The organism is Pontiella sulfatireligans, from assembly GCF_900890705.1.
GTDB lineage: Bacteria > Verrucomicrobiota > Kiritimatiellia > Kiritimatiellales > Pontiellaceae > Pontiella > Pontiella sulfatireligans.
On the sequence record NZ_CAAHFH010000002.1, the window covers coordinates 1,635,992 to 1,661,989 of the forward strand.

The 25,998-nt window shown below is 55.3% G+C and carries 13 protein-coding genes; 4 read left to right on the forward strand and 9 right to left on the reverse strand.

Translation table 11 applies throughout. The features are described from left to right. Positions 1 to 72 precede the first annotated feature (72 nt). Both SCARR_RS19875 and SCARR_RS19880 read right to left on the reverse strand, forming a co-directional pair. Positions 73 to 2,301, reverse strand: coding sequence for a sulfatase-like hydrolase/transferase (locus tag SCARR_RS19875; protein WP_136063396.1), 2,229 nt, complete (start codon positions 2,299 to 2,301; stop codon positions 73 to 75). A gap of 78 nt (positions 2,302 to 2,379) precedes the next feature. Beyond that, a complete protein-coding gene (locus SCARR_RS19880) occupies positions 2,380 to 5,253 on the reverse strand; it encodes a glycoside hydrolase family 38 N-terminal domain-containing protein (protein ID WP_136063397.1) in 2,874 nt (957 codons plus the stop codon). 277 nt (positions 5,254 to 5,530) lie between these two features. On the opposite strand from SCARR_RS19880, the gene SCARR_RS19885 reads away from it, so the two are divergent. After that, on the forward strand, positions 5,531 to 6,628 hold the full coding sequence (locus SCARR_RS19885; protein ID WP_136063398.1) for a GntR family transcriptional regulator: 1,098 nt from the start codon (positions 5,531 to 5,533) through the stop codon (positions 6,626 to 6,628). 86 nt (positions 6,629 to 6,714) lie between these two features. On the opposite strand, the gene SCARR_RS19890 is transcribed toward SCARR_RS19885, so the two are convergent. After that, entirely contained in the window at positions 6,715 to 10,191 is a 3,477-nt protein-coding gene (locus SCARR_RS19890) for a glycosyl hydrolase family 28-related protein (RefSeq protein ID WP_136063399.1), read from the reverse strand. Between the two features lie 218 nt (positions 10,192 to 10,409). On the opposite strand from SCARR_RS19890, the gene SCARR_RS19895 reads away from it, so the two are divergent. After that, the gene (locus SCARR_RS19895; protein ID WP_136059843.1) at positions 10,410 to 10,709 is read left to right on the forward strand and encodes a DUF6788 family protein; all 300 of its coding nucleotides are present in this window, start codon (positions 10,410 to 10,412) and stop codon (positions 10,707 to 10,709) included. A gap of 135 nt (positions 10,710 to 10,844) precedes the next feature. After that, entirely contained in the window at positions 10,845 to 12,071 is a 1,227-nt protein-coding gene (locus tag SCARR_RS19905; protein ID WP_222846138.1) for a transposase, read from the forward strand. Positions 12,072 to 12,322: 251 nt separating this feature from the next. Here SCARR_RS19905 and SCARR_RS19910 read toward each other — a convergent pair whose 3' ends face one another. The 5 genes from SCARR_RS19910 to SCARR_RS19935 all read right to left on the reverse strand — a co-directional run bounded on the left by SCARR_RS19910 (position 12,323) and on the right by SCARR_RS19935 (position 23,374). Beyond that, positions 12,323 to 14,890, reverse strand: coding sequence for a glycosyl hydrolase family 28-related protein (locus SCARR_RS19910; protein WP_136063401.1), 2,568 nt, complete (start codon positions 14,888 to 14,890; stop codon positions 12,323 to 12,325). A 278-nt stretch (positions 14,891 to 15,168) separates the two neighbouring features. After that, positions 15,169 to 16,815: a sulfatase family protein gene (locus SCARR_RS19920; protein ID WP_136063403.1), complete on the reverse strand. Its 1,647-nt coding sequence runs from the start codon at positions 16,813 to 16,815 to the stop codon at positions 15,169 to 15,171. Positions 16,816 to 16,903: 88 nt separating this feature from the next. Beyond that, complete coding sequence (locus SCARR_RS19925) at positions 16,904 to 18,292, reverse strand: MFS transporter (protein ID WP_168433466.1); 1,389 nt, start codon at positions 18,290 to 18,292, stop codon at positions 16,904 to 16,906. A gap of 38 nt (positions 18,293 to 18,330) precedes the next feature. Next, a complete protein-coding gene (locus SCARR_RS19930; protein ID WP_168433467.1) occupies positions 18,331 to 20,670 on the reverse strand; it encodes a sulfatase-like hydrolase/transferase in 2,340 nt (779 codons plus the stop codon). Positions 20,671 to 20,809: 139 nt separating this feature from the next. Further along, positions 20,810 to 23,374 carry a LamG-like jellyroll fold domain-containing protein gene (locus SCARR_RS19935; protein ID WP_136063406.1) on the reverse strand — a complete coding sequence of 855 codons (2,565 nt, stop codon included), beginning with the start codon at positions 23,372 to 23,374 and terminating at the stop codon, positions 20,810 to 20,812. 228 nt (positions 23,375 to 23,602) lie between these two features. Here SCARR_RS19935 and SCARR_RS19940 point away from each other — a divergent pair. Further along, positions 23,603 to 24,723 (forward strand): IS3 family transposase gene (locus tag SCARR_RS19940; RefSeq protein WP_407984754.1). Its coding sequence is split into 2 segments (ribosomal slippage): positions 23,603 to 23,866 and positions 23,869 to 24,723, totalling 1,119 coding nucleotides; the frame shifts between segments, so codons are not numbered across the junction. 222 nt (positions 24,724 to 24,945) lie between these two features. Here SCARR_RS19940 and SCARR_RS19945 read toward each other — a convergent pair. Next, on the reverse strand, positions 24,946 to 25,980 hold the full coding sequence (locus tag SCARR_RS19945; RefSeq protein WP_136063407.1) for a uroporphyrinogen decarboxylase family protein: 1,035 nt from the start codon (positions 25,978 to 25,980) through the stop codon (positions 24,946 to 24,948). Positions 25,981 to 25,998 lie beyond the last annotated feature (18 nt).

Here is a 25,998-nt window from a genome sequence, read left to right on the forward strand (position 1 = left end):
CCACTATCATCGATTGACTCATCATTTTCATGTTACCATCTCCTCTATTTTCAAACTCGCTTTGGAGTATGCCTAGGGGGTTGCAACCGACCCCGGATTTTTATGGAGTTCGGCCACCTCAAGGGCATCCAGCACACCGGAATAAAACTGCAGGTCGTAGAGCAGGCCGTCATACTGGTTGGCGGCATCAGCAAAGCCGTGGTTGCCGACGAGAAGCGGCGGCGATTGAACCGGCTGATCCACCCGTTTCGAAGCAACCATCGTGCCGTTCACATAGTAAGAAATCAACGATTCGGATGCATCCCAGGTCAGGACCACATGGATCCAGTCGCCGGGAAGAACCGTTGCAGATCCCAGGCCGGTATAGCCATGATGGCCGACCTTCAGCGCACCGTTGCCTTCGCAAAGGAGTTTAAGATCCCTTACCTTCACTATGTAGTCCCCTTTATCCAGCGTATGGGGTTTGAGCCAGAGACTGGCGGAACCCGAGTCGGACGGAAGGGTTCCGCCGGGAAGCGTGATGCCGGATGAACGCGTTCCCTTGCTCATGCCGACTTCCATCGACCGCGCCGGCGCACCCGCTACAGCACCGGGCGGGATATCAGCCATAAAGCGCGGGACCTCCGACGGGGCGGCATCCGGCGTGGGCTTTCCATTCTTCTTCCCCACCGAATCGGACGCATTGCTCTCAAAACGGTAGCGATGCTCCAGTTTAAGCGATACCGGAGCGACTCTCTCTTTCTGATATTGCGTATTAATCGTCTTAATCTTCTCTGGGGTCGGGCTCCCGTATTGGTCGGGAAACGGATTCACGAAAACGGGTGTATCGACGTTGACAGACTCCGTGCGCCATTCGGCACTCTTCCGGCGCATCAGCTCCAGCTGTTCCGGGTTGGTTTCTGCCAGATTGTTCTGCTCGCCTAAATCGCTCGACAGATCAAACAGGTATTCGGTGAACGGGAAGTCCACTGGATTTCCCGCTTGGGGTTGCGTCTCTTTTACATATTTCAGATTGCCGAACCGGCAGGCTTCCGCGCGCAGATAATTACGCTGATTCCCATAATCAATGATGCGCTGCCGCCAGCCGAACAAACGATCTTCGGGCTTGCCCCTCCCATCGAACCAAGGCAAGAGGCTTTTTCCATCGAGCTCACGGGTTGCGATTGCACCGGCGGCATCCAGGATGGTCGCGGTCACATCCATCATGATCGTCGGCTGTTCAACCACCCGGCTCCGCTTAATTCCGTCCGGCCAATACGCGATCAGCGGCACCCGCACTCCACCCTCGAAGAGCGTATGCTTATGTCCCCGCAGCGGCGCGCAGTTGCCGAGCACCTGTCCGCCGTTGTCAGACGCAAACAGGATCAAGGTATTGTCATCGAGGCCGTATTTATGGAGGACTTCAAGGATCTGCCCGGTCTTGGCATCCATGTATTCGACCATCTCGACAAAGGTTTCGCGATTGTGCTGCCCTTCTATGATTTTCCCCGGAGGATTTTCCCTGGTGTCCAGACAATCATCCGGCCCCTGCATCGGCGTATGCGGCACGCACCAGGGCAGGTAGATAAAAAACGGGCCGTCTTTGTTTTCCTCGATAAACTCAATCGCCGCATCGCCGAAAACGTCCGGCAGATACTTGCCGCCGAGGTTGGCGGTTTTCCCGCCTGGACCATACAACCCGATCCCGTCATCAAAGAGGTGAGTTTGGTGGCTATATTTTCGGTGATAAAAATAATCGGTGTTGTGGTCCACGCAGAGGTATGTGTCAAACCCATGAGCCCCAGGCCGCGACACGCCGTCTATTCCACCGATGTTCCACTTGCCGAAACAACCCGTTGCATAGCCGGCCTGTTTGAGGAACATCGCCACCGTCGGCTCCCTGTCCGCGGGAATGCCGTCGTTGTTCGGCGTGCCGCCATAGGGCTCAGCCCATTCGCCCAGACGGCTCTGCCAGCGCCCGGTCAGAAGTGCACGGCGGGATGCCGAACACAACGTAGCTGTGGCATAGTGGTCGGTAAACCGCACCCCGTTGCGCGCCAGCCCATCCAGCACCGGCGCGGTGATATCCGTCTCCGCATTGAAGCATCTCAGATCGCCATAGCCCAAATCATCCGCCAAAAAGAAGATAATATTGGGGGAAGTCAGAGCCGGACGGGCACCTTTCGCTCCACCCTCAGAAGACGCCGCGTTTCCAAGTATTGGACCCGAGATGGAGTCGAGAGTGCTTTTGGTATCCCCAAAAGAAACTATCCAAAGGGGAGTGGCAATAAATGCAACACCCACCAAAATCAATCGTTTCACAAATCCAACTTTTCTTATCTTCACCCCTAATTCAACTACTCTGTGGTTAAAACTTTCATTATTTTCATACTCCAGACCCTAAAACTCGGCCATGACCGTGACGATCTTGAACGGATCGAGCGTGACGGCGACCGAGTTTCCAACCATTGCCTCTCCACTTCGTTGCGTTGCCGTCACAATAGCGCCGGCCTCTCTCGACTGCGTCTCGAGTGGAAGTTCTGCGTCCGTTTCTTCGTTCATATTGCACAGCCAGGCCTTCTTCACCGGGCGCAGGAAGGTCAGCGTCTCCTCGATGGGTTCATCGGTCGGGTTGTTCACCCGCACAACCAGCGCATCCGAGCGATCTTCGGCCAACTTGACGGCGCTGACGTTGGTGAGCGGACTGGTTACATTCAGGAAGCTGCCCTGCTCCAGCGGCAATGTGCCGACGAAACGGCCTTTGCCATACTGCGCGGCAACCACCGGCGTAATATACTGCTGAGCTTCGGCCTGCACACAACCGCTCTTGTAATCGCCCTCGTGGAAGTAGAGCGCATATTCGAAGGTCTGCTCACCCAGGCTCTGCGACTCCTCATTCTCGTAGGAGAAGAATACATCCCAGTGTACCGGGAAGGTCTGGGTCATCGCGCGCATCAGCGTCATTTCGATTCCGGCACCGTTTTCATACTGGTGCGGCTCGTATTCGTTCTGCCCTTTACCGAAGATTGCCAGGCCGTTTTTACCATCGGAGATATCGATGAAGCGATGTTTCGGCTGACGACGAAGTTCGTCGCCGCGCACACCATTCACATCCGTGATGAATTCGACCGGACGCTCGCGCACCTCAAAGGCCACGTCGGACACCAACGTATCGGTTTCGATTCCGGCCGGGAAACGAACGGTCAACATGTGATCTTTGCATACGTTGTTGTACTGCATTTTGAACTCCAGGCGACGCGATCCTTTAGCGAGCGTAATATCCGTAGTGAACTTCACCGGAACGGTATGCTCGGAACGGCAGAGACGATCCTGAGTCAGCGATTCCGGAATGTTCAGCACCATCTCCACGCGGAAGGAGGCGGAAAGACCCGAGTTACGCATCAGCTGAATGTCAGCCTGCGCACCGAGGTTGCTGATGATCTTATTGATCTTCGGCTTGCGGTGAATCCACATGTCGCCGGCATCACCGGTATCGAGGATCAGGTTTAGCCCGCGGGTCACTTTGCCGTTCTCTTTATCCGTCACATCAACGGTTCCGTTCGGCTGAATGTCCACTTTCAGGAATTCGTTTTCCAGCACGTTCGGCATGCGGCCGAGCGGGCGGTACGGATCCTTCGGGTTCGGGAACGGGAAGATGTCGAGGAACCCTTCATCAATATTCCGAACCAGACGCAGGGTCTTGTAGCCATAAGCGGGAATGCCGTTGACTTCCGCATCCACATCAACGCGTTTGATGTAGAGCGCTTTCGGGCGGTTCTCGTGATTTACGGATGCCAGATTGATCGGGGTTTCCGTGTGCGTATAAATATTGACGCGGTTGTCGTCCATATCCTCCAGATGCCAGTCGACGATCTTCTCGCCGCGCGGAATTTCCACCAGCAGACGCGCGATTTCGCTACGCTCGGTTGCGGTCGGGTTGAATACGGTGATGAAGATATCACCGCTGTCGGCCGTGGACGTGTCGATCTGCTTCACCAGTCCCTGGAACGCGCGATTGGCAACGCCCTCGGACATCTCCTGCACTTCAATCAGACGATGCAGCGTGTCCTGCACAATATTCGGCACTCCGATCCCGTGTGTGGAATCGTGCGCATGGCATTGCATCAGCTTTTTCCAGGCCAGACGTAGCATATCGCGCGGATACGTTCCGCCGCCCATCGCACCGAAGGCCGCGAACGGCTCGGCGGTATGGATCAGCAACGATTCCGCCTTGGCCATGCGGTGCATGATCTTGATCGCGGTTCCCATCAGCTCACAATGCTGACGACACAGCGGACCGTGACGCATTTCACCGCCCACCTTCGGCAGCAGACTGAGATCGGTATTTTTACGGAAATCCGCGAAGTAATCCAACGGCGTACTATGGATGAAGGTGACATCCTCAGAAACCTCATTGGCTTTACGCAGTGCTTCCGGAAGTTCGGCCAGCGGCATCGTGAAGTCGTTCCCGTCAAACCCGAGCAGGACTTCTTTATTGAACGATTCGCAGGCGGCCGACTCAACCGTCTTTTCCACAGACTCAGCAATGACTTCATCGCGAATACGAATATCCTGCTCCAGCTCGGTCGCGTGCGGATGTTCAAAGGTGTCATCGATCAAACGGCAGATCTTGGCCCCTTCCGTGAACTCCACCTGCCAAGAGCCCTCCTCCTTGCTCAGGGCATCGCCGCCCAGAATCGCCGGGATGGTGAAGCTGAAATAAAAGTTAGCGCGAGCCAGCGGGCCGAGCCGCGAACAGAGTGCTTTCGTGCCGTCCGGCGACTCCCACCAGAACTCGGACTTCTTCAGCACATCAATGGGGTAAAGCTTATAGAAAACCAGACTATCAACGCCGAAGCCGGAATAGATCTGCGGCAACTGCGCAATCTGACTAAACGAAAAGATGGAATAGCCGAACTTCGTCACCCCGCCCATCGACTCCGACAGACGATGACCAATTAGCAGGTTCCGCACCAGCGCCTCCGGGTGGCTGGAAAAATGATCCGGCAGCGAATACCACGGACCGATCTGAATGCGGTCCGCCTCGATCAACGCCTTCAAGCGCTCGCGCATCTGCGGCTTCACTTCCAGATAGTCCTCGATCCAGACCGTCTGCCCGTCGAAGGTGAAATACTTAAACTCCGGATCGGCCTCCATGATCTCAATCAGGCGGTCAATCGTCTCGACCAGCATAAACCGTGTTTCCTGAAATCCGTGACGGTGCTCCCGATCCCAGTGCGTATTGCTGACCACATGTACTTTTCTTACACTCATAAAAATATCCTGATTAAAACGGCGATCATCGCATTGATGGATTTCATCGATCCCGGGGACCCTCACTCCACCCACAAACTAAAACTATATCAGCAAAAACAGCATAACATGTCAAACAATCATATAGATTTCACGACCACATCCGGGAATTTAAAAACCCGCATTTTTCAATTCGATCAGCTCTTTTTATCGCTCATAAAAAGAGCGCAATAGCAAATCACCTTGCCCGAACTCTTGAAATGCCCCATGTTTATTCAACTTTTCTCGGAGTAAAACTATGACAAACGGAAGCACCCAACCGAATCTGGCGCAGAAGGTCCTGCGGCATATCTATAAGCAGATCCAGGACGGCACACTGGAAACCGGCGATAAGCTGCCGACTAACCGGGTTCTGGCCGAAGAACTCGACGTTTCCATCTGGACGGTGCAGTTTGCCATGAAACAACTGGAAGCGCAGGGCACGGTCACCTGCCGACGCAAAACCGGCACCTTTCTGATCAACCCCGACGCGATCAACTGCCCGCGAATCCAGAGCGGCTTTATCGGCCTGTTCACATCAGAGCTTACCACCGGCTTCCACACCGAGCTTTTGGTGGAGCTGGAAAACGAAATGATGAACCAGGGGAAAATGGTCAGCATTAACTTTACGCACTTTGATCCCGAACGGGAACTTAAGCTGCTGCGGTCGCTGGCCCGTCAGCGTCTCGAAGCGCTGGTCTACATGCCCTCCCCTCCGGCCATCAGCTCCGAATCCTATTCCAAAGCGATTTCAGAGTGGGTCGACCGCTACACGGAAGATGGCACCCTGGTTCTCTTTGCCGACCTCTGCCCTCCAGGACTTGAAAGCCGCCTGATTTCCATGGACAACCCCCGCTCCGGAACCATGCTCACTAACAAACTAATTGAGCACGGACATAAAAACATCGCCTTCCTCGGTGCCACCCACCTAGCGACCACGCAGAATCGAATGAAGGGGTACTGCAATGCACTGAAAAAGGCAGGCCTGACCATCAACCCCGACTGGCACCTGGTTGTACGCATGCTCGAAGCCAAGGATTGGGAAGAACACCTGGAAGAGGAAATCCGCACCCTGCTTTCATCCAACCCAGAGCTCACCGGATTTGCGGTATGCGACCAGGCCACCGCCGAAGCGCTCTACAACGTGCTGAAAGAAACACCCAATCGCAAATTTTCCGCAGAAGATTCAATTGCCTCCATCTTTGAGGAATCGGCACCGCCGTTCGACGCGCTGGCATGGATTCAGGTACCCGGCAAAAAAATGGCCCAAAAAGCCTGCGAGATCCTGCTCAAAGACCACCCGGCCGACTACGAACCCGGCCAGGTCAAAATCCGCCCCACCTTCTGGGCAGGCTGAGCCTGCACCCATCATTTTTCCGAACATTGAAAACCAAAAAAAATCAGATTGACGATCCCACATCTGGACGGCTTTCCCCGTCAATACTATTCCTCCAACTCAACCTGATAGAACGCGGCGGCGTTTTCCACGGTGGTGGTGTACGACGTGGTTCCGAGCCGTCCGGGAATGCGGGATGCAACCGGCATCCATACTGCGGGCGTCAGGTTGGTGGTGGATGTAAGGCTGAACCAGCTATTCTCCTCCGAGGGCCACGTGAGGACGAATTGGTCTCCAACGTTTTGCACATCCGCAATCTCGAACACGGACGCGGCATCAGCCGGATCGGAGCCGGTGAAGTATTCCGCCCATGCGTCATAGCCGTCGCCGTCCGTGTCTGAAACCGAAGCCGCCTCATAGTCAACCAGCCCCGGATAATGGGCGTCGAGCCACCAATACGGAACGCGGTTGGCGGTGGATGCGGCAACTGATCCCGGATTTTGATACAGCAATCCAACCGCGTCACTGCTGAGCGTGCGATTGTAGAACTGAAGATCGTAGAGCAATCCGTCAAACTGATTGGGCAACTGCGTATCGTTGTCCGCCAGATTAAATCCACCGATGTTGATCCAGGCCGGATCCACCCGGTTGGAATACGTCGTTGTTCCGGCCAGTATACCGTTCATATACAACCGACCGAGGCCCGCGACATTATCCCAGCTGATCACCACATGGTTCCATGCGTTGACGGTATACGCACCGCCGGTCTTCTCCTCCAGAAACCCGGCATCGAGCCCTCCGGCATTCGATCCTGCGCCCCCCTTCAGGAACTGCTTCGGGAACTCGGCATGGAACAGATACTGGGCAGGCTCGATCACGTCCGCACTCTTGAACCACAGCGAATAGGAACCGGCGTTGGTGCTCACAACCGGACTGTTCAGGCGGAATCCCGACTTCATCGACGGATAATTCATACCGACCTGCAGTGAGTTCGGCGGCGAACCGGCCACCGCGCCGGGCGGCACATCCGTCGAAAGCAAAGGGGCTTCCAGATAGGTTCCATTCGTCGTTGCTGTCCCGTCGACCGTTCCGATCGAGTCCATCACACCACCATCAAAACGGTAACGGTGCGACAGGGTTTCCGGACGGGCCAGCTCGACGCGCGACACATAGAACGGGGTGCCGCCGGTATTGGCCTGGATCAGGAGATCATTATTACGATAGATATGAGTCATGCGTCCGGCAAAGAGAGCGTCGGGAATGGTGGCGCTCCAGGTTTTCCACTGCCCGGTGCCGGTCAGATTAAACTGCCCCAGCAGCGTGTTATGGTTTCCATCCCCGATCGCGTCGTAGTACACCAGCACCAGATGGTCCGAGATATCCAGATAATCGAAACTGAATTCGACTTCCGGCGTGGCCCCGAAGCGGAACTCCTGCCAGTCCACCCGAATATCCACCGTGGGCGTTGTACCGACCACCGCATCCACCAGCCAGCATTCCCGACCATTCTGTGTCACGACCGTATCCGCTGGTATAGCTTTCCGGAAGTTCAGCCGCTTGATCAGGCCATCCGAACCCGAAGGCGTCACGCGCGCCGACAAGGCATCCCCGCCCCGCGGATAGATATTCACGTCACCGCCGCCGATCAGGGGCAGGCCGCCGGTCGGATCGCCCCAGAGTACCAGTCCGTAGAGATCCACGGTGCCGGAAAAGCCCGGCGTGGTTTCCAGAAAATAACCGGTGTTGTGGGGCACAATGCCCATCCCGAAGAAACGGAGGTTGTCCCCCCGGTCGAAGGTTAGGGCAATATCGCCGGTATTTTCCGACGGGCAGATAAAGAAATCCAGGTTTTCGGGGCCGTTGCCATCCTGTTCCAGGAACTGCATATGCTGCTTAAACATAAAGCTGATGGCTCCGTAGGACTGCACATTTTTCACATCGCCGAACACATAGCCGACACTGTTGCTCTGGAAAAAGGAAGCCATGTTGTTCCACAGCCATTCATTGTGAATCTCCGGCGTCCACCCGGGAATATCGGGCGAGTAGATTCCGGGATAGTACCAAGCGCCCATGGTCTGCAGCACACGCTGGATATGCCCGCCGTCGGTACCGCCGCCGACCACCACCCCGCGGTTGAGCGGACTGGTCCAGAAATCCTGCAGCACAAACCCGCTACAGTCGTGACTCGCCAGGTCGATCAGATCCCAGCCACGCTTAATGCTGATATACTGGATATTGATATCCGGCCCCAGCCCCCGGATAGTCCACGGATAGGTTTTGGGCGGATCATCCGTAACCGTCGGCCAGAACTCACCCTGATTCGGATAGAGAATGGTCATACCGCGCAGACTGCTGTTCGATGACAGGCAGATAAGCGGCAGCTCGGTTTCCAAGTCCGCACTGTTCTCTCCATGAAAGGCGAACAAGGCCGTTCCAACGGGAGGAGTGCTCGGCCCATGATCGCCGCGATAGACAAAGTCGGTCACACCCCGCAGCTCCACCCCGGACGGCACCAGCAGATTGGTTTGAACCACATACTCCCCGGCCGGAAGGTAGACCATGCCGCCGCCCAGCGCGCCCGCTTCATCCAATGCATCCTGAATCGCCTGCCGGTCGTCCGTCACACCGTCGCCCGCAGCGCTATACGGCGCTTCGCGCACATTGATCAGCACATTACTCTGCGCGGGCTTCCATGGGTCGGGCCAGACATAATCGACGGCAGCGGTTTCCGGAAAACGGTCCACATCTTCAAGCCCGCCGACCCAGGTTGATTCATGCCGCCGCTCTAGGGTCGCATCAATCTTCATCATCGTGCCATACGAGCCCAGACCGCCGCTCGACAGCCGGTCCGTCGCGTCGGTCAGGATGCCGATTTTTGCGTCTTCAACCGTGATATGGAACAGCTCGATATTATCGTTTTTCAGGAGCTCCAGGCCGATCGTGTTCGCCTGACACCAGCTGCGGATCTCTGACAAAGCAGGCGCGTTGGTAATGACCGCGTTCGGCGCGTCAGCCCAGATTAAGGGGGAAATATGGATCTGGTCGATAAAGCCGTATTCATAACAAAGATCGTTCTGGATTCCCGTGTGCAGGAAGGTGCCGTAGATTTCGGAGATCAGGGGGGCTCCGCCATTAAGTTTAACTTCAAATCCCTTATAGGCATTGTAGAACGTCAGCTGTTTCAGCATCAGCGGCTTGAACTTTCTCAGGATGGTCGGCGGATACGGCACCACGTTGTCGACCGTTTGTTCCGGATACCAGAAACTCAGGTTCTGCAACGCGTTCAGGCCGCCTTCAAACTGAATGAACGGGGCGGCATTGGTATCGTTGCGTCCGGCAGTTACCATCAGGATCGTGCCCTGCCCAGAACCGCCATCGAGCGGGCTCTTCCAGTCGCCCCGCACCGAGACCGTTCCGGGGATCGTGAGCGTTCCGTTAAAGCGGTATTTACCGGCCGGAAAATAGAGCGTGCCGCCGCCATCCGTCCCTAGGTCATCGAGCGCGTCCTGCACGGCACCGGTGCAGTCAGAGACGCCGCTCAAATCTGCGTTATAAGGCGCATCAGTAACCACTCGGTCCGCCACGACCACCTCCCCGCCTAATGGGTGGGAGGTTAAGCATTTTGATGCTGAGTTGCGGCCAACCGCTACGCACCGATAAATGAACGTTGCAACTCCTCTTCTGAAGAGGGAACAGCCTCCTTAACTCGCCATCCTGTCAAGATTTCGCAGAACGCAGGTTGTTTTTTTCTGCGCCGTGTGATATGCGTATACGCATATTCAAAAAAAGGAGCGCGGCGGGGATGGATGAAGTCGAAAAATTGAGGACACGACGCGATGTGCTGTTGAAGGAAATAGGTGAAGCGCCGCTTTGGGTGAACGGGTCGGTTGTTGAAACGACCCGAAAGACCTGCGGCAAGGAGAGCCCGTTCTACTACCTCTCCCATAGCATCAGGGGAAAAAACAAGATTACCTACATCTCGGCGGCGCATCTAAACCAATTCAAGGCGGCAGCGGCCCAGGGGGCAAGGATAAGGCTGCTGCACAATGAACTTAGCACGATAAACATGAAATTGATCAAGAAGGGAGGCCACGATGATTAACACCGACAAGTCCAACCGTCTCCTTGCAAGCTTCGGAGTGCTTGTGTCGAAAGAAACCTTCGATATGACGGCCCTAAAAAAAGGGCGTTTTCCAGATCGCGTGTTTTCCCGCTGGAGGTTGTTCTTTTCTCCCTTGTGCTCGATGCCCAGCAGGGCTTTGGGTGCGGCGTTGCCCGGCTGATCGCCAAACTGTTTGAACTGGGCATTGTCAGGGAGAGAGACGGGATGCTTCCTGCAAGGGAATCGTATGATGAGGCCTGCGCCAAACTGCCTGCCGATATCGTGCGGCAACAGCTCGTGAATAGCCATCGGAATGAATATGGAACGAACGGCCGCACATTCCATGGCCTAAAGGTCCTGATACCTGACGGAACCAAGGTTTCGTTCGCCGATACACAGCCGACAAGGGATAAATACGGAGCGGGGCAGGGTCATTATGTCCAGTCCCAAGCACTCGGCTTCTATGAGTTATCCACCGGTACGTTCGAGGATTTCAGGTTCGAGCACTGCAACACCCCGGAACGAGCCATTGCCATTGGGCATATGGGTTCGAATGCGACCCGATCCCTGTACATGGCCGATGCAGGGTACAACGGCATGGCATTCATCGCGATCAGCATGGATAAGAACCATGAATTGCTGATGCCGCTCAAGAACTGCGCACTTGCAAAGAAGTTCCTCAAGGCAAAAAAGCGCTCCGCTGTCATCGGCATCAAGCTGAGCAAAATCCATTTGGCCAACTATCCAGGCCACCATCATCTTTTGGGGACGTGCATAAAGGTGCGCCTGATCCGAACGCGCGGCACCTCCAAGCTCCGTTCGCAAGTATTGATTACCACCTTGATTGACGAAGTTGTCTTCGGGTGGCGGGAAGTGACGAAGCTATACCTGCAGCGCTATTGCGTCGAACTCGCCTTCCGTCACCTGAAGACAAGGATCGGGATTGAGAGAATCCGCAAACGAAAGCTCCTGCGAATTGAACAGCTTCTGTTTGCTGCGATCGTACTGTTCAATCTGTCGGCGGCACTCAGGAACAGAATCAGACGCCCCAGCCTTCTTCCTGAAAAGGCAGGGATAAAGCTACACTGCTTCACATTATGCATAGAGCTGGTTCATACCTTCCTTCAAGCCGCCCTGGGGCCGCGGCGCGGGATCAGGAAAAAGATGGATTCGAGCCTGAGGGCAATCAGAGGCTGCTGGTTCATCTATAAGCCATGGCGGGCAGAGCCACGGATTTGCCGCACGCCTCCGTCGGAATTTTCCGTTCAAAAAGGAGCTGAAATGCTAACGGAGGTTGAAACAGCGAAATTCCTAAGCGTTGAGTACGAAATACTCGCGCAACAGTACGGCCAAAGGGAGTAAAAAAATGCTTAACCTCCCTCCCATTACCTCCCCGCCCGCCTGGGACGGATAGACCAGTCGGGGTGTCACGGCGGCATGAGCCATAAACGTCATCATCAATGCGGCACAAACCGCCAACCAAATCCTATTTCTCTTCATATCGTTTCTTTTTCTGATCACGTATCTAAATTCAAAACAACTCTCGCCGAGACAAAATTCGCGTGATTAGCGCGATAAGCGATCCAACCACTCTGCATTTAGTTTCAGTTCATCTATTTTTTCCGGATCACCATGGCGGCGATGGCGGGTTGCTCGGTGCTTTTGATCTCAATGCGGATATCCGTATTGCGCGGGTAGGTTTCCGAGCTGCGGGCAAAACGCGCGTTCGAGATCGGCAAACGGACGGTTTTCCATTTTCCCGTGTTGGCCAGCTCAATGGGCTCCAGCGCTTCGCGCGGATTGCCCAGAGCATCGTAAAACACCTCAAGGATCCCCTCGCCCCGATCCATGTATTCGATGGCAAACTCAAACTCCGTGGTGCGGCCAAAACGAAAAGTGTCGTAATCCACCAGCAGGTCGATGGTGTAGACATCCTCCAGATGGGTGCATAGATCGATCAGCCAGCATTTCTTTCCGTTCATGCGCTTCACCCGGTCAAACGGGTGTTGCTTAAATGCGCTCATCTGCTTGATGAGTCCTTTGGAGCTTCCCGGCGAAACCGATGCGGTGGTGGTGCCTTCCGGTGTGAGCGGATGAATATTCACCGTGCCGCCGCGAACAACGGGCACCCCGCCGGGCGGTGCGCCCCAGAACATCAGGCCGCAATAATCCACCGTGCCGGAAAAGTCGTCGGTCGTTTCCATGAGCTTGCCGGTTTTGTGGGCGACGGTCCCATAGCCAAAAAAGCGGATCCGATCGCCCGCCTCGAACCGGCAGCCGATATCACCAACGTCTTCGGAATGGGAAAGGTATAGATCCATATTCTGAGGGCCGCTTCCGTTCCGGGACTGGAACAACATATGGCGATTCAACCGGAAACTGATCGCGCCGAAAGTCTGGATATTGCGGACATCGCCAAAGAGATAGCCTTTTGAGTTGCTGAGAAAAATCTCACTCAGGGTATTCCAGAACCAATTCCCCTGATCGTCGCCGTCCGGATTAAATGGAGCATCTCCCTCCTTCAACTGAGGCGTCGAACGGCCTGGAAAATGCCAGACCCCCATGGTCTGGATCATCTGCTGAATCCAACCGCCGTCGGTTCCGCCGCCGATGCGCACGCCGATATTGAGCGGCGAGGCCCAGATGCCCTGCAACACAAACCCGCTACAGTCATGATTCCATAAATCAATCCCGTTCCAGCCGCGCTTGATGGTGACATATTTCACGTAGACGTTTTGACCCTCCCCCCGGATGGTCCAGGGATAGGCTTTCGGCGGGTTGACGGTGCTGTCCGGATACATCTCGCTCTGCTCGGGATAGAACACCATCACCCCCCGCACGCCGGCGCCTTCCTTCAGGGTAATGAAGGGCGGCTCCGCTTCCAGCGTCTTGCTGTCGGCTCCGGCTGTCGCCAGCAGAACCGAAACGGCCGTATCGCCCGGAGAGCCGTGGTGCGGATAATCATATCCTCCGCGCAGCTCCACCCCGGGCGGCACCAGCAGGTGCGATTTCACCGCGTAGGTTCCGCCGGGCAGGTAGACCGTGCCCCCGCCCTTTTTCCCAGCCTCGTCGAGCGCCTTCTGAATCGATTCTGTGTCGTCCGTTTTTCCATCCGCTTTCGCGCCCCACCGTGCCTTGCGAACGTTGATCAAAACATCTTTACGTGCCGCGCAGCGGATCGGTGCCCATTCATAAAAACAGTCCGCAGTTTCGGGGAAGCGGTCGACCTGAAGCGAGTCGCCGACCCACGGATCAATAAAGCGCCGGTTTTCAGTCGCCTTAATCTTCATCTCAAAGCCATAGCCGCCCTTCCCGGTCTTCGGGGATTTATCAAACAGAATGCCGGTGTGCGCATCGGCCACCTCGATATCGTAGAGTTGCAGGTTGTCGTTTTTCAGCAAGCGCAGGCCAATGGTGTTTGCTTTGCAATGTTTCACCAGAGGGGCACGGTTTTTCGGGGCATTGGTAATGACCTCGCGCGGCGCATCCGCCCAGATCGACGGCGAAATGTAAATCCGGTCGATAAATCCGTATTCATAATTGAGGTCATTTTCGATGCCGACGTTGAGGAAGGTGCCGTAAATGTTTTCATACAGCGTCGCCCCGCCGTTTTGGTCGATCCGATGGCCCCAATACGAATTATAGAAGGTCAGGTTTTTCAGCATCAGCGGGATAAAGTTGCGCTCCACCGTCGGCGGATACGGAACGATATTATCCACGGTCTGCTCCGGATACCAGAAGCTCAGTCCCTGCAAGCCGCTGCATCCACCGGTGGTACGAATAAAGGGCTCACCATCAACGTTTCCGCGTCCGGAATAGACCATCAGAATGGTGCCCTTTCCAGAGCCGCCGGCGAGCGGACTCTTCCAGTCCCCGCGCAGGGCAATGCCGCCGGGAATTTTCAGGCAGCCGTCAAAGCGGTATTTGCCGGCCGGTATATAAACCACACCGCCACCGGTTTTAGACAAATCGTCGATCGCCTTTTGAACCGACGCGGTGCAATCGCGTTTCCCAGTTGCATCCGCGCTATACGGCGCATCGGTCACCACCACGTCGGCGACGATCCCATCCGCATCATTCAACGTCGGCACCACCAGCCGCGGCTCGATGCCATTCGCACAGGCCGACAAACCGCTCATCAAAACTGCGGCCCCAACCGCCAACCAAATTCTGTTACCCATCACACCGTTCCTTTTTTTGATCACGAATCCCTTTCACAACCCTTGGTTCAACCGCAACTAAACATGGGCGATTTTTGCAGAATCATTGACAGCAGAATCATTAAGACTAAACGTCCAGGGATTGGAACTTTTTATACCGATTAGTTCCAGATGTTGAAAAAATGATTGCCACTTCGTTGCTGTCATTCTTCCCGCCCAGCTCGACTTCGTCTTCGGTTCTGCTGTCAATGATTCTGCCATACGTTCCTTCATGTCTTTGCGGTCATACAACCGCCATTTTATTTTCTTTTTCTATTGGGATCATATTTTTCTTCCCAAAGTTTTTGCCACCACTCCGCGGACTGTTTTTCAAATTCTTTTGCTTGTTCGTTATATTGCCGAACCTTCTCGTTATCGGCAACCGTACGCATCTCTTCGGGGATCAACCCGGACCAGGCCCTGCGATCCCAATCCAACGGCGGCTTTACGGAGCGGAACCAATCCGCATAGACCTTTTTCAGATTTTGTACCGTCTCGGGGTTGGAGCGAGACAAATCCTTTGTTTCCCCGATGTCCTTTTGATAGTCGAACAATTCGTAATGCCCGTCCTGAGCAAAGGTTCGCAACACCCATTTACCGGATCGTACGGTCCAGACCGCCGGGGTCTTTTTATTCATGTCCCGTCCGCCCAGTCCATTGGGAACGTGCGACCAGTGCGGCGGACTCTTGCTGGCCCAGACCAGACTGTTGTGGACCGGCACCTGGCTTTTGCCACCGATCAGCCCCGCCAAACTTTTTCCGTCGAGGTCCAATGCTTCGGGCCTTTCAATGCCGGCAATATCGAGCGCCGTCGGAAAGACATCCATGGCGCTCACCAGATGGGAGCATTTCGATTTTTTCTTCACCCATTCTGGACCCCACATCATCATCGCCGTGCGGGTGCCGCCGGTGTAGTGCGTGCCCTTGTAGCCGCGATTCAACCCGTTTGCCGGAAGCGGCGTATTACCGCATGCGCCGTTGTCGCTGAGAAAAATGAACAGCGTATTATCCAGCTCCCCTTCCGCCTTGACGGTTTCAAACAGTTTTTTAATTCCGCAGTCCACCGCATACATATACGAGTTCCAGATTCGCAAACGCCTCGGCAAGTGGGCGAACGGCGCGTCATAGGTTGCCGGCGCGAGTTGATCGAGCGGACCATGCGGCGCCGTGTAGGCGAGGTAGAGCATAAACGGCTTTTCCCCGGCCCCCTTAATAAACTGATCCGACTCATCCGTAAGCTGGTCGGTGATGAATCCCTTCGCGGCCGCCCGTTCGGTTCCGCGGAAAAGCTGCGTGGAGTTATAATAAACGGTGCCGGAACGGTTCAGTCCGAAATAGGTATCAAACCCGAGCTCGGTGGGTTGCTGTGCCGGATCGGGAATGCTGCCGTCCCAGTTGCCTGGGATATGTTTGGCAACGTGCCACTTTCCGATGCAGGCCGTCGTGTAGCCCGCCTGCTGAAACAGCTTGGGCAGAACGGTGGCATCGGCAGGCAGGCCTTTGGCTTCAATATCGCCGTTATGGTAAATGCCCATTTTCTGCGGATAGCGACCGGTCAGCAACCCGGCCCGCGACGGCGCGCACAACGAGTTGGCGACGTGGGCATCGGTAAAGCGCACCCCCGCCTCAATCAGACCATGCAGGAATGGCATCGATTTCTTCGCGGCTTCCAGGCTTTGATCCAACGTATAACTTCCGGATTCAATGTCCCGCTCGACCAGGCCTTGATTCAAATCTTCGATCGTATAGGTCTCATACTGGACGTTGATATGCGCAACCCCCATATCATCCACCAGACAAACAATCACATTCGGGGAGCGTGACGCTCCATCCACAGAAGCCTGAACCGACACAACACCCATCATCCATGCGGCACAAACTGAACACTTAATCCTATTACGGATCATATCGTTCCTATCATATTCATGTCAAAAGTCGCGGCCTCTCCTTGGATGCTACTGAATCAGCAGACCTTTGACTTTCGACCTTCCGACATTAAGACTGCGGCGAAGCCGTATCCGCTTTCTTCCGCTCATCGAGGATGCGGCGGGTTTCTTCGGCGCGCGTGCGGCCAATCGGAAAGAGGACCATCACGAGCAGGCCGACCAGCAGGCCGAGGCTCTGCACGGAGATGAAAATCACTTTCATTTTAAGACCGACCTCCGGATCGGGATCCATTCCTTCCACATAGCCGGACATTTTCAGAATGTAGCCGGTGGTGATGGCGGTGAAGGCAAAGGCAATCTTGTTAACGAAGCCGGAGGCCGCGCTGTAGACGCCTTCCTGCCGCAGGCCGGTGTTCAGCTCATCATCATCGCACACATCGCCGAGAATGGAGCTGACCAGCAACCAGCAACCCATGCTGCCCATGCCCATAATGAGACTGGAAAGAATCTGCAGGTACGGCATGTTCGGCGTCAGCGTAAACCAGGCCGACAGTCCACCCAGAATCGCGATGCCGAGCGAAATGATCATCGCCGTTTTTTTGCCGGTCGCCTCCGACACCTTTTTCATCACCAGCATGCCGACAAAGGCGGCCACCACACCGAGGCTGCCTGACAGCCCCGTCATGGTTCCGGCGGCATCCTTGTCCCCGCCAAAGATGTGGAAAATGTTGATGTAGAGAATGAGGGCCCCGGCGGAAAAATAAGTCGTGACGATGATGGTATAGGCCGTCATCAGCAGTATGAATGGACGGTTGCGAAGGGTAGAGCCCACCGCTTTGAACAGGTTGACTTTCTCCTGATCCTGAACCACCTCTTGTTCGCGGGTGAAGAGGGCCGGAATGATGCCGAATCCGAGCACAATCGCCGCAATGATCCAACTGACCACGCGAACGCCCGCCACCTCGTCCTCGCCCGCCATCAGGCAGAGCTTATAGAGCCAATGCGTGGTCGCGCCGGCCATGGTGGCGAAATAGAACCGCCAGGCATAGATGCGGGTGCGCTCATCGTAGTTCGGCGTAATCTCATAGCCGAGCGCGGTATAGGGCACATTGAAGATGGTGTAGAAAATGGAGTGCAGGCACATGATGCCGATAAAATAGGCCAGCACCACATTCTGCGACGCATCCGGCGGCGTCCAGATGAAGGGAAAAAGAATCGCGCAGAGGACCGCACCGGCGAAGACATACTGACGCCGCCGACCAAACCGACTGCGCGTGTTGTCGGAAATGTTGCCCATCAGCGGATCGGTGATCGCGTCGATTACGCGGGGAATAGCCAACGCCCAGCCCAGCAGCACGGCATCGATGCCGAGGCCGATGTTGTAGATCGGCATAATCAGCGTCGTGATGCCGAACGACAGAAACGTATCCGCCAGCCCGGCCGTGCCATACAGCGCACACGTGCTCGTCTTCACCCGTTCAATCAAATGCTTGGTCATAAATTCTCTTTCACTGTTGTTAAATCTGCAATCTCTGCTCATGGATTGAGCGCCAACCTTGAAACCTCTTCAGCCAATAACTCCCGGTCATAAAAATTTAAATCATAAATCAGGCCATCGTATTGATTGCCCATTTTATCGGTGTTGTCGGCCAGGCTGAAACTGCCGACGTTGATGCCACCGTTCGAGAGGCCCGCGAGGTCGGCATCGTTTTTCGATGCGACCAACGAACCATTCACATAATAGGACACCGTGCGTTTCGCCTCATTCCACGTAACCGCCGCATGAATCCATTGACCGGCCGCAACCGGCGTTTTGCCCAGTTCATTCCAGGGGTTGCCGCCCTTTTTATAAATGACCTTCAGATACGACGGCCCCTCACACATCAGCTTAAAGCCGGAGGTCTTGAGCAGATAGTCCTGCCCGGCCATCGTATTCGGCTTCAGCCACAGACTGCACGTTCCCGCACCTGAATCGAGAATATCGCCATACTGAACGCCCGACTTCTTTTTGCCCTTATTCATGCCAAACCGCATGGATTTCCCCGTCCCGCCCGGAACATCGTTCGACACGTCCGGGGCCTCCAGATACGTTCCCGCGTTCGTGGGTTTTCCTTTCAGACGATCCGCAGGGCTCGGTGCCCTCCCCGGATGGGCCGGCATTGCATCACCGATGCCTGCCATCAGGCGTTGAAGCTCGGCGGCGAGCTGTTTTTCGGTTTTTTCAAATGCGGCGTTTCCGACGAGGTTGGTCTGTTCGAGCCAGTCGGATTCCATGGAATAGAGCTGGCGGGTGTCAAAGTAGGCCGCGAACTCGGCGTCGACGCCATAGCGGACGCCCCACTTCGTGCTGCCGGGCGCTCCGTCCCAGCCGGTGGTGCGCGGCGTGTTTTTGCTGTCCTTTTCCAGGGCCGTCAATACATGCTGCGGCGGCAGATTGTGGATATATTTCCAATCTTTGGAAACCACCGCGCGGGTGTAGCCGGTCTCCAGCAGGAGCGAATCGCGCACAGCGGAATTTGGCTTCCCTTCGAGAGATGCCAGAATGTTTTCGCCATCCATGCCTTCGGCCTCCAGCTCCGCGCCCGCCAAAGCAAGGACGGTCGGCGCAATATCAATGTTGGCCAGCAGATCCGTGTTAATGCTTCCGGCGGGAATGCGGCCGGGCCAATAGGCAAAGGCGGGCACGCGCGCACCTTCATAGCAGGTAAATTTGCCGCGCGACTGATGATCGCTGACGACCAACAGCAGCGTATTTTCATCGAGTCCGCTTTGCTTGAGCTGATCGAGCACCGCCCCGAGCTGGGCATCAATCCAGGCAGAGGTAAACTGCTGCGGATCCACGTCGCGTTCCTTCATGATCGCTTTTAACTGGGCGCGCGACACCGTGGGCTCCGGCGCCTTCTCCAGGAACCCGGCCGGCGTGGCCAGCGGATCGGAATTGTTTTCCAGCACCGAATTCTGGCGGTGAGGCAGGTTGATGGCCCAATAGAGAAAAAACGGCTGTTCATGCTTCTGGTCGAGGAATTCCACCACCCCTTCGGTAATCCATTCGAGGTTATTTTTCATCAAATCCTTCGGCAGCCCCAACTGGTAAATATTCCCGGCATAGAAGCGATCAACCACATCGAAACCAATGTTGCCTTTGAGATGGGCTATCGCCCGGGCATATCCCTCGTCAATCAAGGATTGGACTTTCGGATCGCGGGCGTCGTCGTCGCGCTCCACGCCCTCATAGACCGTTTCCCATGTGTAAGGCTTCGCGGCGCCCGGCTCATAAAAATGATTGTGCCACTTTCCGAACAGCGCCGTGGTGTAGCCGCTGCGATTCAGTTTTTTAACCAGGCTATCCTCGTTCGGTGCCAGCGGCGTATTCCAGCGGATGTTTTTTACAGCCCCCTCTTTGGCAGGCTCCAGCGCAGGACATCGCGAGGCATAGTTGCCGGTCAGCAGGCTGTAGCGGCTGGGGGTGCAAATAGTGGAGGTCACATAAAAGCGGTCAAACCGCATGCCAGCGCGGGCGAGACGCTCTAGGTTAGGGGTATACTGGCGGGGATTTTCAAAATAGGGCCGCTCGCCCGGCGGGTGCCAATGCAGCGCCTCGAAATAGCGATCATCCTGCGGCGGCTGATAGGCCCCGGTCTCCCAAGCGGCCGTATAGCAGGGATGCTTGCGGTAGTCATAGGGCTTGAGTTCATCAAAATCCATATCGTCGACATAGATCATTACCACATTCGGGGTCCGAGCCGGACGGGCCCCTTTCGTTCCATCCACATTCGGGGAACGTGACGTTCCATCCACAGAGGCGGCCGCGCTTCCAATCATGGGAAAGGCGACTGCACCCAACAACATCCCCTTCACAAACCACCTTGAACTCATCTTCATTTTCCTCTGCATTCTTTTCTGATCACGAACCATTCAACATAGACTACTTCGTATTAAAAAAACAGGGGGCCGGAAAGCCCCCTCTCCCAACAACGGAGCGGGGGCATTGCTGCCCCCGACGGTTTACTAGCCGTTAGTCGGTTACCTTGTAGAACGCCGCGCCAGCCGGCGGGTTGGTGTCGGTGAAGGTTTCAGTATCCGATGCGTCGGAAACACTGTCCACCTGCTCATTGAACGGCAGATCCAGACTGGTGGTGCGCATCAGATAATACTGCCCACCGTTGGCCAGACTGCCGACTTCAACCTCGAAGTGGCCGGAACCATTCATTACGGCACTCACGATGACCGGACGAGCCAGGCTTTGCAGCACAGCAATATCGGCCTCATCGAACACGCCGTCGTTGTTCAGGTCGAATTCCGTCAGGTTGAGTTCTTCCAGGCTCTTCTCTTCCTGACGCTGGGCCGCGGTAGGTCCGTTATCGATAGAGCCGTCGAGATAGCTGTTGGCCAGATCCACGTCGAGCTGATCCACCACACCGTCGCGGTTATAGTCACCGTCTTCAGCTACCAGCAGTTGGGCCAGTGAAACCGACTGGACCCACACCTTGCTGTTCACGTCATTGTTACGGTAATTCTCACGAATGAGCGTATTGTTCCCCTCGGCCACACCCGGGATCTCGGTGGCGTTCTCGAGGTGGAACATCACGTTGATCTGCCCGGCGACGAGATCGGCACCGCTGAGCTGAGCCGTCAGCGGAGCGCCAGCATTCAGGTCGGCAATCGGAACCTCCATCAACGATCCGGAAACGGCGTTCGCGGTATTGGTCGCGTCCGCCCCGGTGGTCAAGGCCGTGGTAAAGGTTGCATTGGTGTTATCCACATCGGTCCAGCCACGGACTTCAAACTGATAGGTCGCGCCGGAATCAATGCTTGCGCCATTGAGAATGTCTTCCGACTTCAAGCCATTGCGATAGTTCTGGACAGAGGTCAGGATGACCTCAGAGCCTGTGAGCCAAGTGTCGAGCAAGGTCGTGTTATCAAGCGGATATGTAGCCGTGTCCAGGTCCTCGACGTTCGGCGTTCCGACCAACGGGGTGATGTTATCCGGATCCGCGTAGTAGAACGACCAGTCGTCCAGCGTCGCATTGCCTTCGCTCCAGATCCAGAGGTCACCGTACGATCCGGTTACATACCAGAGGTCGCTGTCGCGACCGACGGGGTTGTTCACAAAGCCGGACAGCGATGCGAAATCGCCGTTAACAATCAGCTCGGGACCAAACATCTCCTCCATTTCCGGGTATGCGGGCGCTTCGGCGAAATACACACGGCCGGGATTGAGGTAAAGCTTGGCCACGTCGGACTGGTACAGCACCCCGTCGTAGATCTGCATGTCGTACAGCCTTCCGTCATACTGGTTGGCGAGATTAGCGGTAGTGTCAGTCAAATTGTAAGTTCCCACTCTCATAGCATGAGTGCCGACAGCACTCGCGTTGGTACTCGTGCCGAGCAGCGAACCGTTGAGGTAGGCCTTCACCGTGGTAGCGGCATTATCCCATGTAAGAACCGCATGGTTCCACGTGCCCGCAGAAACCGCAACCCCACGTGCACCTGGGATTGAAGCACCACAGACGAAAGATATGCTGGAGTCGTTCTCATGCAAAATGTTGAAATCACCCGTAGCGAGATAATCACCGCCTCCTATCGTATCCGAATTGAACCAGAAGCTCATGGAACCCGCGCTACCGAATGCACCTGCAGCAAGTGAAAAGCCCGACTTCTTGCTTCCATTATTCATGCCGAATTCAATCGACTGCGTCGGCGCACCGGCCACTGTGCCGGCAGGAATATCGTTGATAAACTGCGGCGCTTCCAGATAGGTTCCGCTTGTCGTCGCAACCCCGTCAACCGTCCCACCCGAGTCGGTCACGTCGTTGTCGAACTCGTAGCGGTGCGCCAGAACCGTCGTAGATGCCGGGAGAGCCGGAGCACCCGGATTGGCACGCAGCCCGGTGATGTCGTCCGCAGAAAGCACGCTGTCGTACAACTGCAAGTCGTACAGTTTTCCGTCGTATTGGTTGGCGAGATTAGAGGTGTTGTCATTCAGGTTGTAACCTCCCACACGCACATCAGAAGTACCGACAGCACTCGCGCTGGTACTCGTGCCGAGCAGCGAACCGTTGAGGTAGGCCTTCACCGTGGTAGCGGCATTATCCCATGTAAGAACCGCATGGTTCCACGTGCCCGCAGAAACCGCAACCCCACGTGCACCCGGAACTGGATCTCCACCACTGAAGAAAGATATGCTGGAGTCGTTCTCATGCAAAATTCTGAAACCGTCCTGCATGAGACGATCCCCTCCTCCTAGCGTATCCGAATTGAACCAGAAGCTCATGGAACCCGCGCTTGCGAAGGCACTTGAATCAAGGATAAAACCCGACTTCTTGGTTCCATTGTTCATGCCAACTTCCATGGATTGGGTCGGAGCGCCAGCCACGGTATTGAGCGGAATATCGCTCGTGTACTGCGGCGCTTCCAGGTTGGCCGTGTCCGCAGTCGCGGTTGCACCCGCATCCCCGATGGCGTCGCTTACAACGCCGTTAAACAGAAAACGGTGCGTCGGAGACGCCGACGGCAGCCCCGCCTGCACCGTCAGGGCCCCTGCGGCCATCAACACTATCATCCAACTCTTTGCTCTCATCTCATGCTCCTTGGTTATGGCTTGCGCCGTTCAAACACACTTCTATGACTAACTGTGCATATATATATATCCCACCTCATAAAAACTGTCAAACAATCATATAGTTTATTTACGCCCCCTTTTCAATCGCCTGAATTTACAGACGCTGGATGCGCTTAGCCCCGATTTCAGGACCACCGGCTTAAGTGGAATCTGCGTCCTTAAAATGATAAAAAAGGACGCATGGATATGGGAAGAAAACGTAGGACATTCACGGACAAGTTCAAGGCCAAAGTGGCTGTTGAAGCGATCAAGGGCATCAAGACTCTCAACGAGCTGGCTTCGGAATATCAGGTTCATCCGAACCAGATTTCGGACTGGAAGAAACAGTTGCTTTCAAATGCTCCAGATCTTTTTGCATCGGGAAAAAAGAAGCAGGCAAAAACTGAAGAGGAGCTGACGGCTCCACTTTACGAGGAAATCGGTCGACTGAAGATGGATGTGAAGTGGCTCGAAAAAAAGCTCTGAGCCTGCCGCTTTCAACACGTCGGAGCTGGGTGGCCCCCAGCCCCGATTATTCGGTTCGACGACAGTGTCGGCTGGCAGGCGTCCCGAGGTCGGGCCTCTACTATCAACCCGCACCGGAAACAGCGGAGAATCTCCGATTAATGCGACTCATTGATGAGCGATACCTGTTGCATCCTGAATATGGTTATCCACGCATGACGGACTGGCTTCGAGAAAAGGAAAATGAGGTCAGCTACAAGCGGGTGGCCCGTTTGATGCGGACGATGGGGCTTCAAGCTATTACCCCCGGGCCGCACACGAGCAAACCCGCGTCAGGGCATAAGATATACCCGTATTTATTACGTAACGTGGAGATTGAGCGAGTGAATCAGGTGTGGAGTACGGACATCACCTATATCCCAATGCGTAACGGATATATGTATTTGGCTGCCGTGATCGACTGGCGCAGCCGCTATGTGCTCTCCTGGGAGCTTTCAAGCACAATGGATAGCCTGTTCTGTATCGATGCTCTTGAATGCGCTCTGCGGCAAGGAACGCCTGAGATATTCAACACGGATCAGGGGGCACAATTTACATCGAGCGGCTTCACGGGCGTATTACTCGACAAAGAGATCACCATCAGTATGGATGGGCGCGGACGGGCGCTGGATAACGTTTTCATCGAACGACTCTGGTGGTCCGTGAAATATGAAAAGATTTATCCTCAATCCTATAGCGACGGACATTCATTACACCAAGGGCTAAGCAGCTATTTTGAGTATTACAATAACGAGAGAAAGCACAGTGCTCTGGACAAGCGAACGCCCGTTGAGGTATTCAAGGAAGGAGCACTCAGCACATGATCGCAAGTGATGCCGTCGCTTCGCTCCGCCCTCGGCCCTCCGGGCCGCCCCTTCGGGGACGGGCTCCGCAAAGCGACGGCATCATAAAGGGGCGGCCTTATTGGCCGCCGGAACACGGAACAGGGAACCGCAGGTTCCACCTTAAATTCGCCGATCCGTGGTCGAAGATTGGGGGTAGGCGCAGGAAACCCTGTAAATCCAGTCAAAAGTCGGCGGGGAAAACTACCCGAGCAATGCCACTTCGTCCGTGAAGGCATGCAGGTTTTCAGTTGCAACGTCCTGCGGCATGCCTCCCCCGCATGACATGACGATGCGCGAGCGGTCTTCCACCCCGTCAACCGACCGGCGAACGGCTTCCCGCACGTCCTCCGGCTCTCCAGCCGCCAGCACATCCAGAGGCGGAATGTTGCCCAGCAGGGCCACCTGGTTTTTCGTCAGTTCTTTCATCTCGGCGATGGAATGCTCGAAACTGTAGTTGAACAGGTTGACGCCCATCTCCGGCAGGTAGGACGCGCTTACCAGCCCGGCTGCATCGTTATGCAGGAAGTTCACCTTGGCATCGAATGCGCCATAGATCTTTTTAAAATACGGAACAACGAATTCCCGGCACTGGTCGTCGCCGACAAATCCGATGATGTCGTCCAGCAGCAGAATTCCTTCGATGGATGGGAACTGCTCCATCTGGGTTCCGATCCAGTCGACAAGAAAGTCGCTGATCATGCCAACAAACTGATGAACCTTATCTTCATCCTCCATCATCGCCATCATCAGCTCCGTCGTGCCCATTAGAAACGATGCAATATTGATCGGACCGCGGGCCACAGCAAATTTAATCTCATGCCCCATGCCGTTGATTTGCGGCTGCATGTTCTTAAGGCGGTTGATCATAAACGGCAGCAGTCCGTCCGTGCGCACATCCGGTTTCGCTAATTTGCAGAGCACATCAATATCTTCGGAAATGATTTCCGCATGCGGAAGATTGGCCTCCTCCCAGCGGCATTTAGCGCCGAAGGCACTCGGCTCCGTACACATGCCGTACTCGGACCAGAATCCGGGAAGGAACATCACTTTGGGAAAGGTCTCGATGGCTTTTTTGTTGGCCTCAAACCACAGCTGATCGCTCGTGTAGTAATCCAGCGTGCTGATCCCGCACCAACCCGGCAACCACGGGCTGTCGATAATGAACCCCGACGGCAGCGTCTCCTGCGGCTTCCCCTCAATTACATTCAGTAAAATATCCCATTGTCCAATCGTCATTCTCTTTCCTTTATTTAA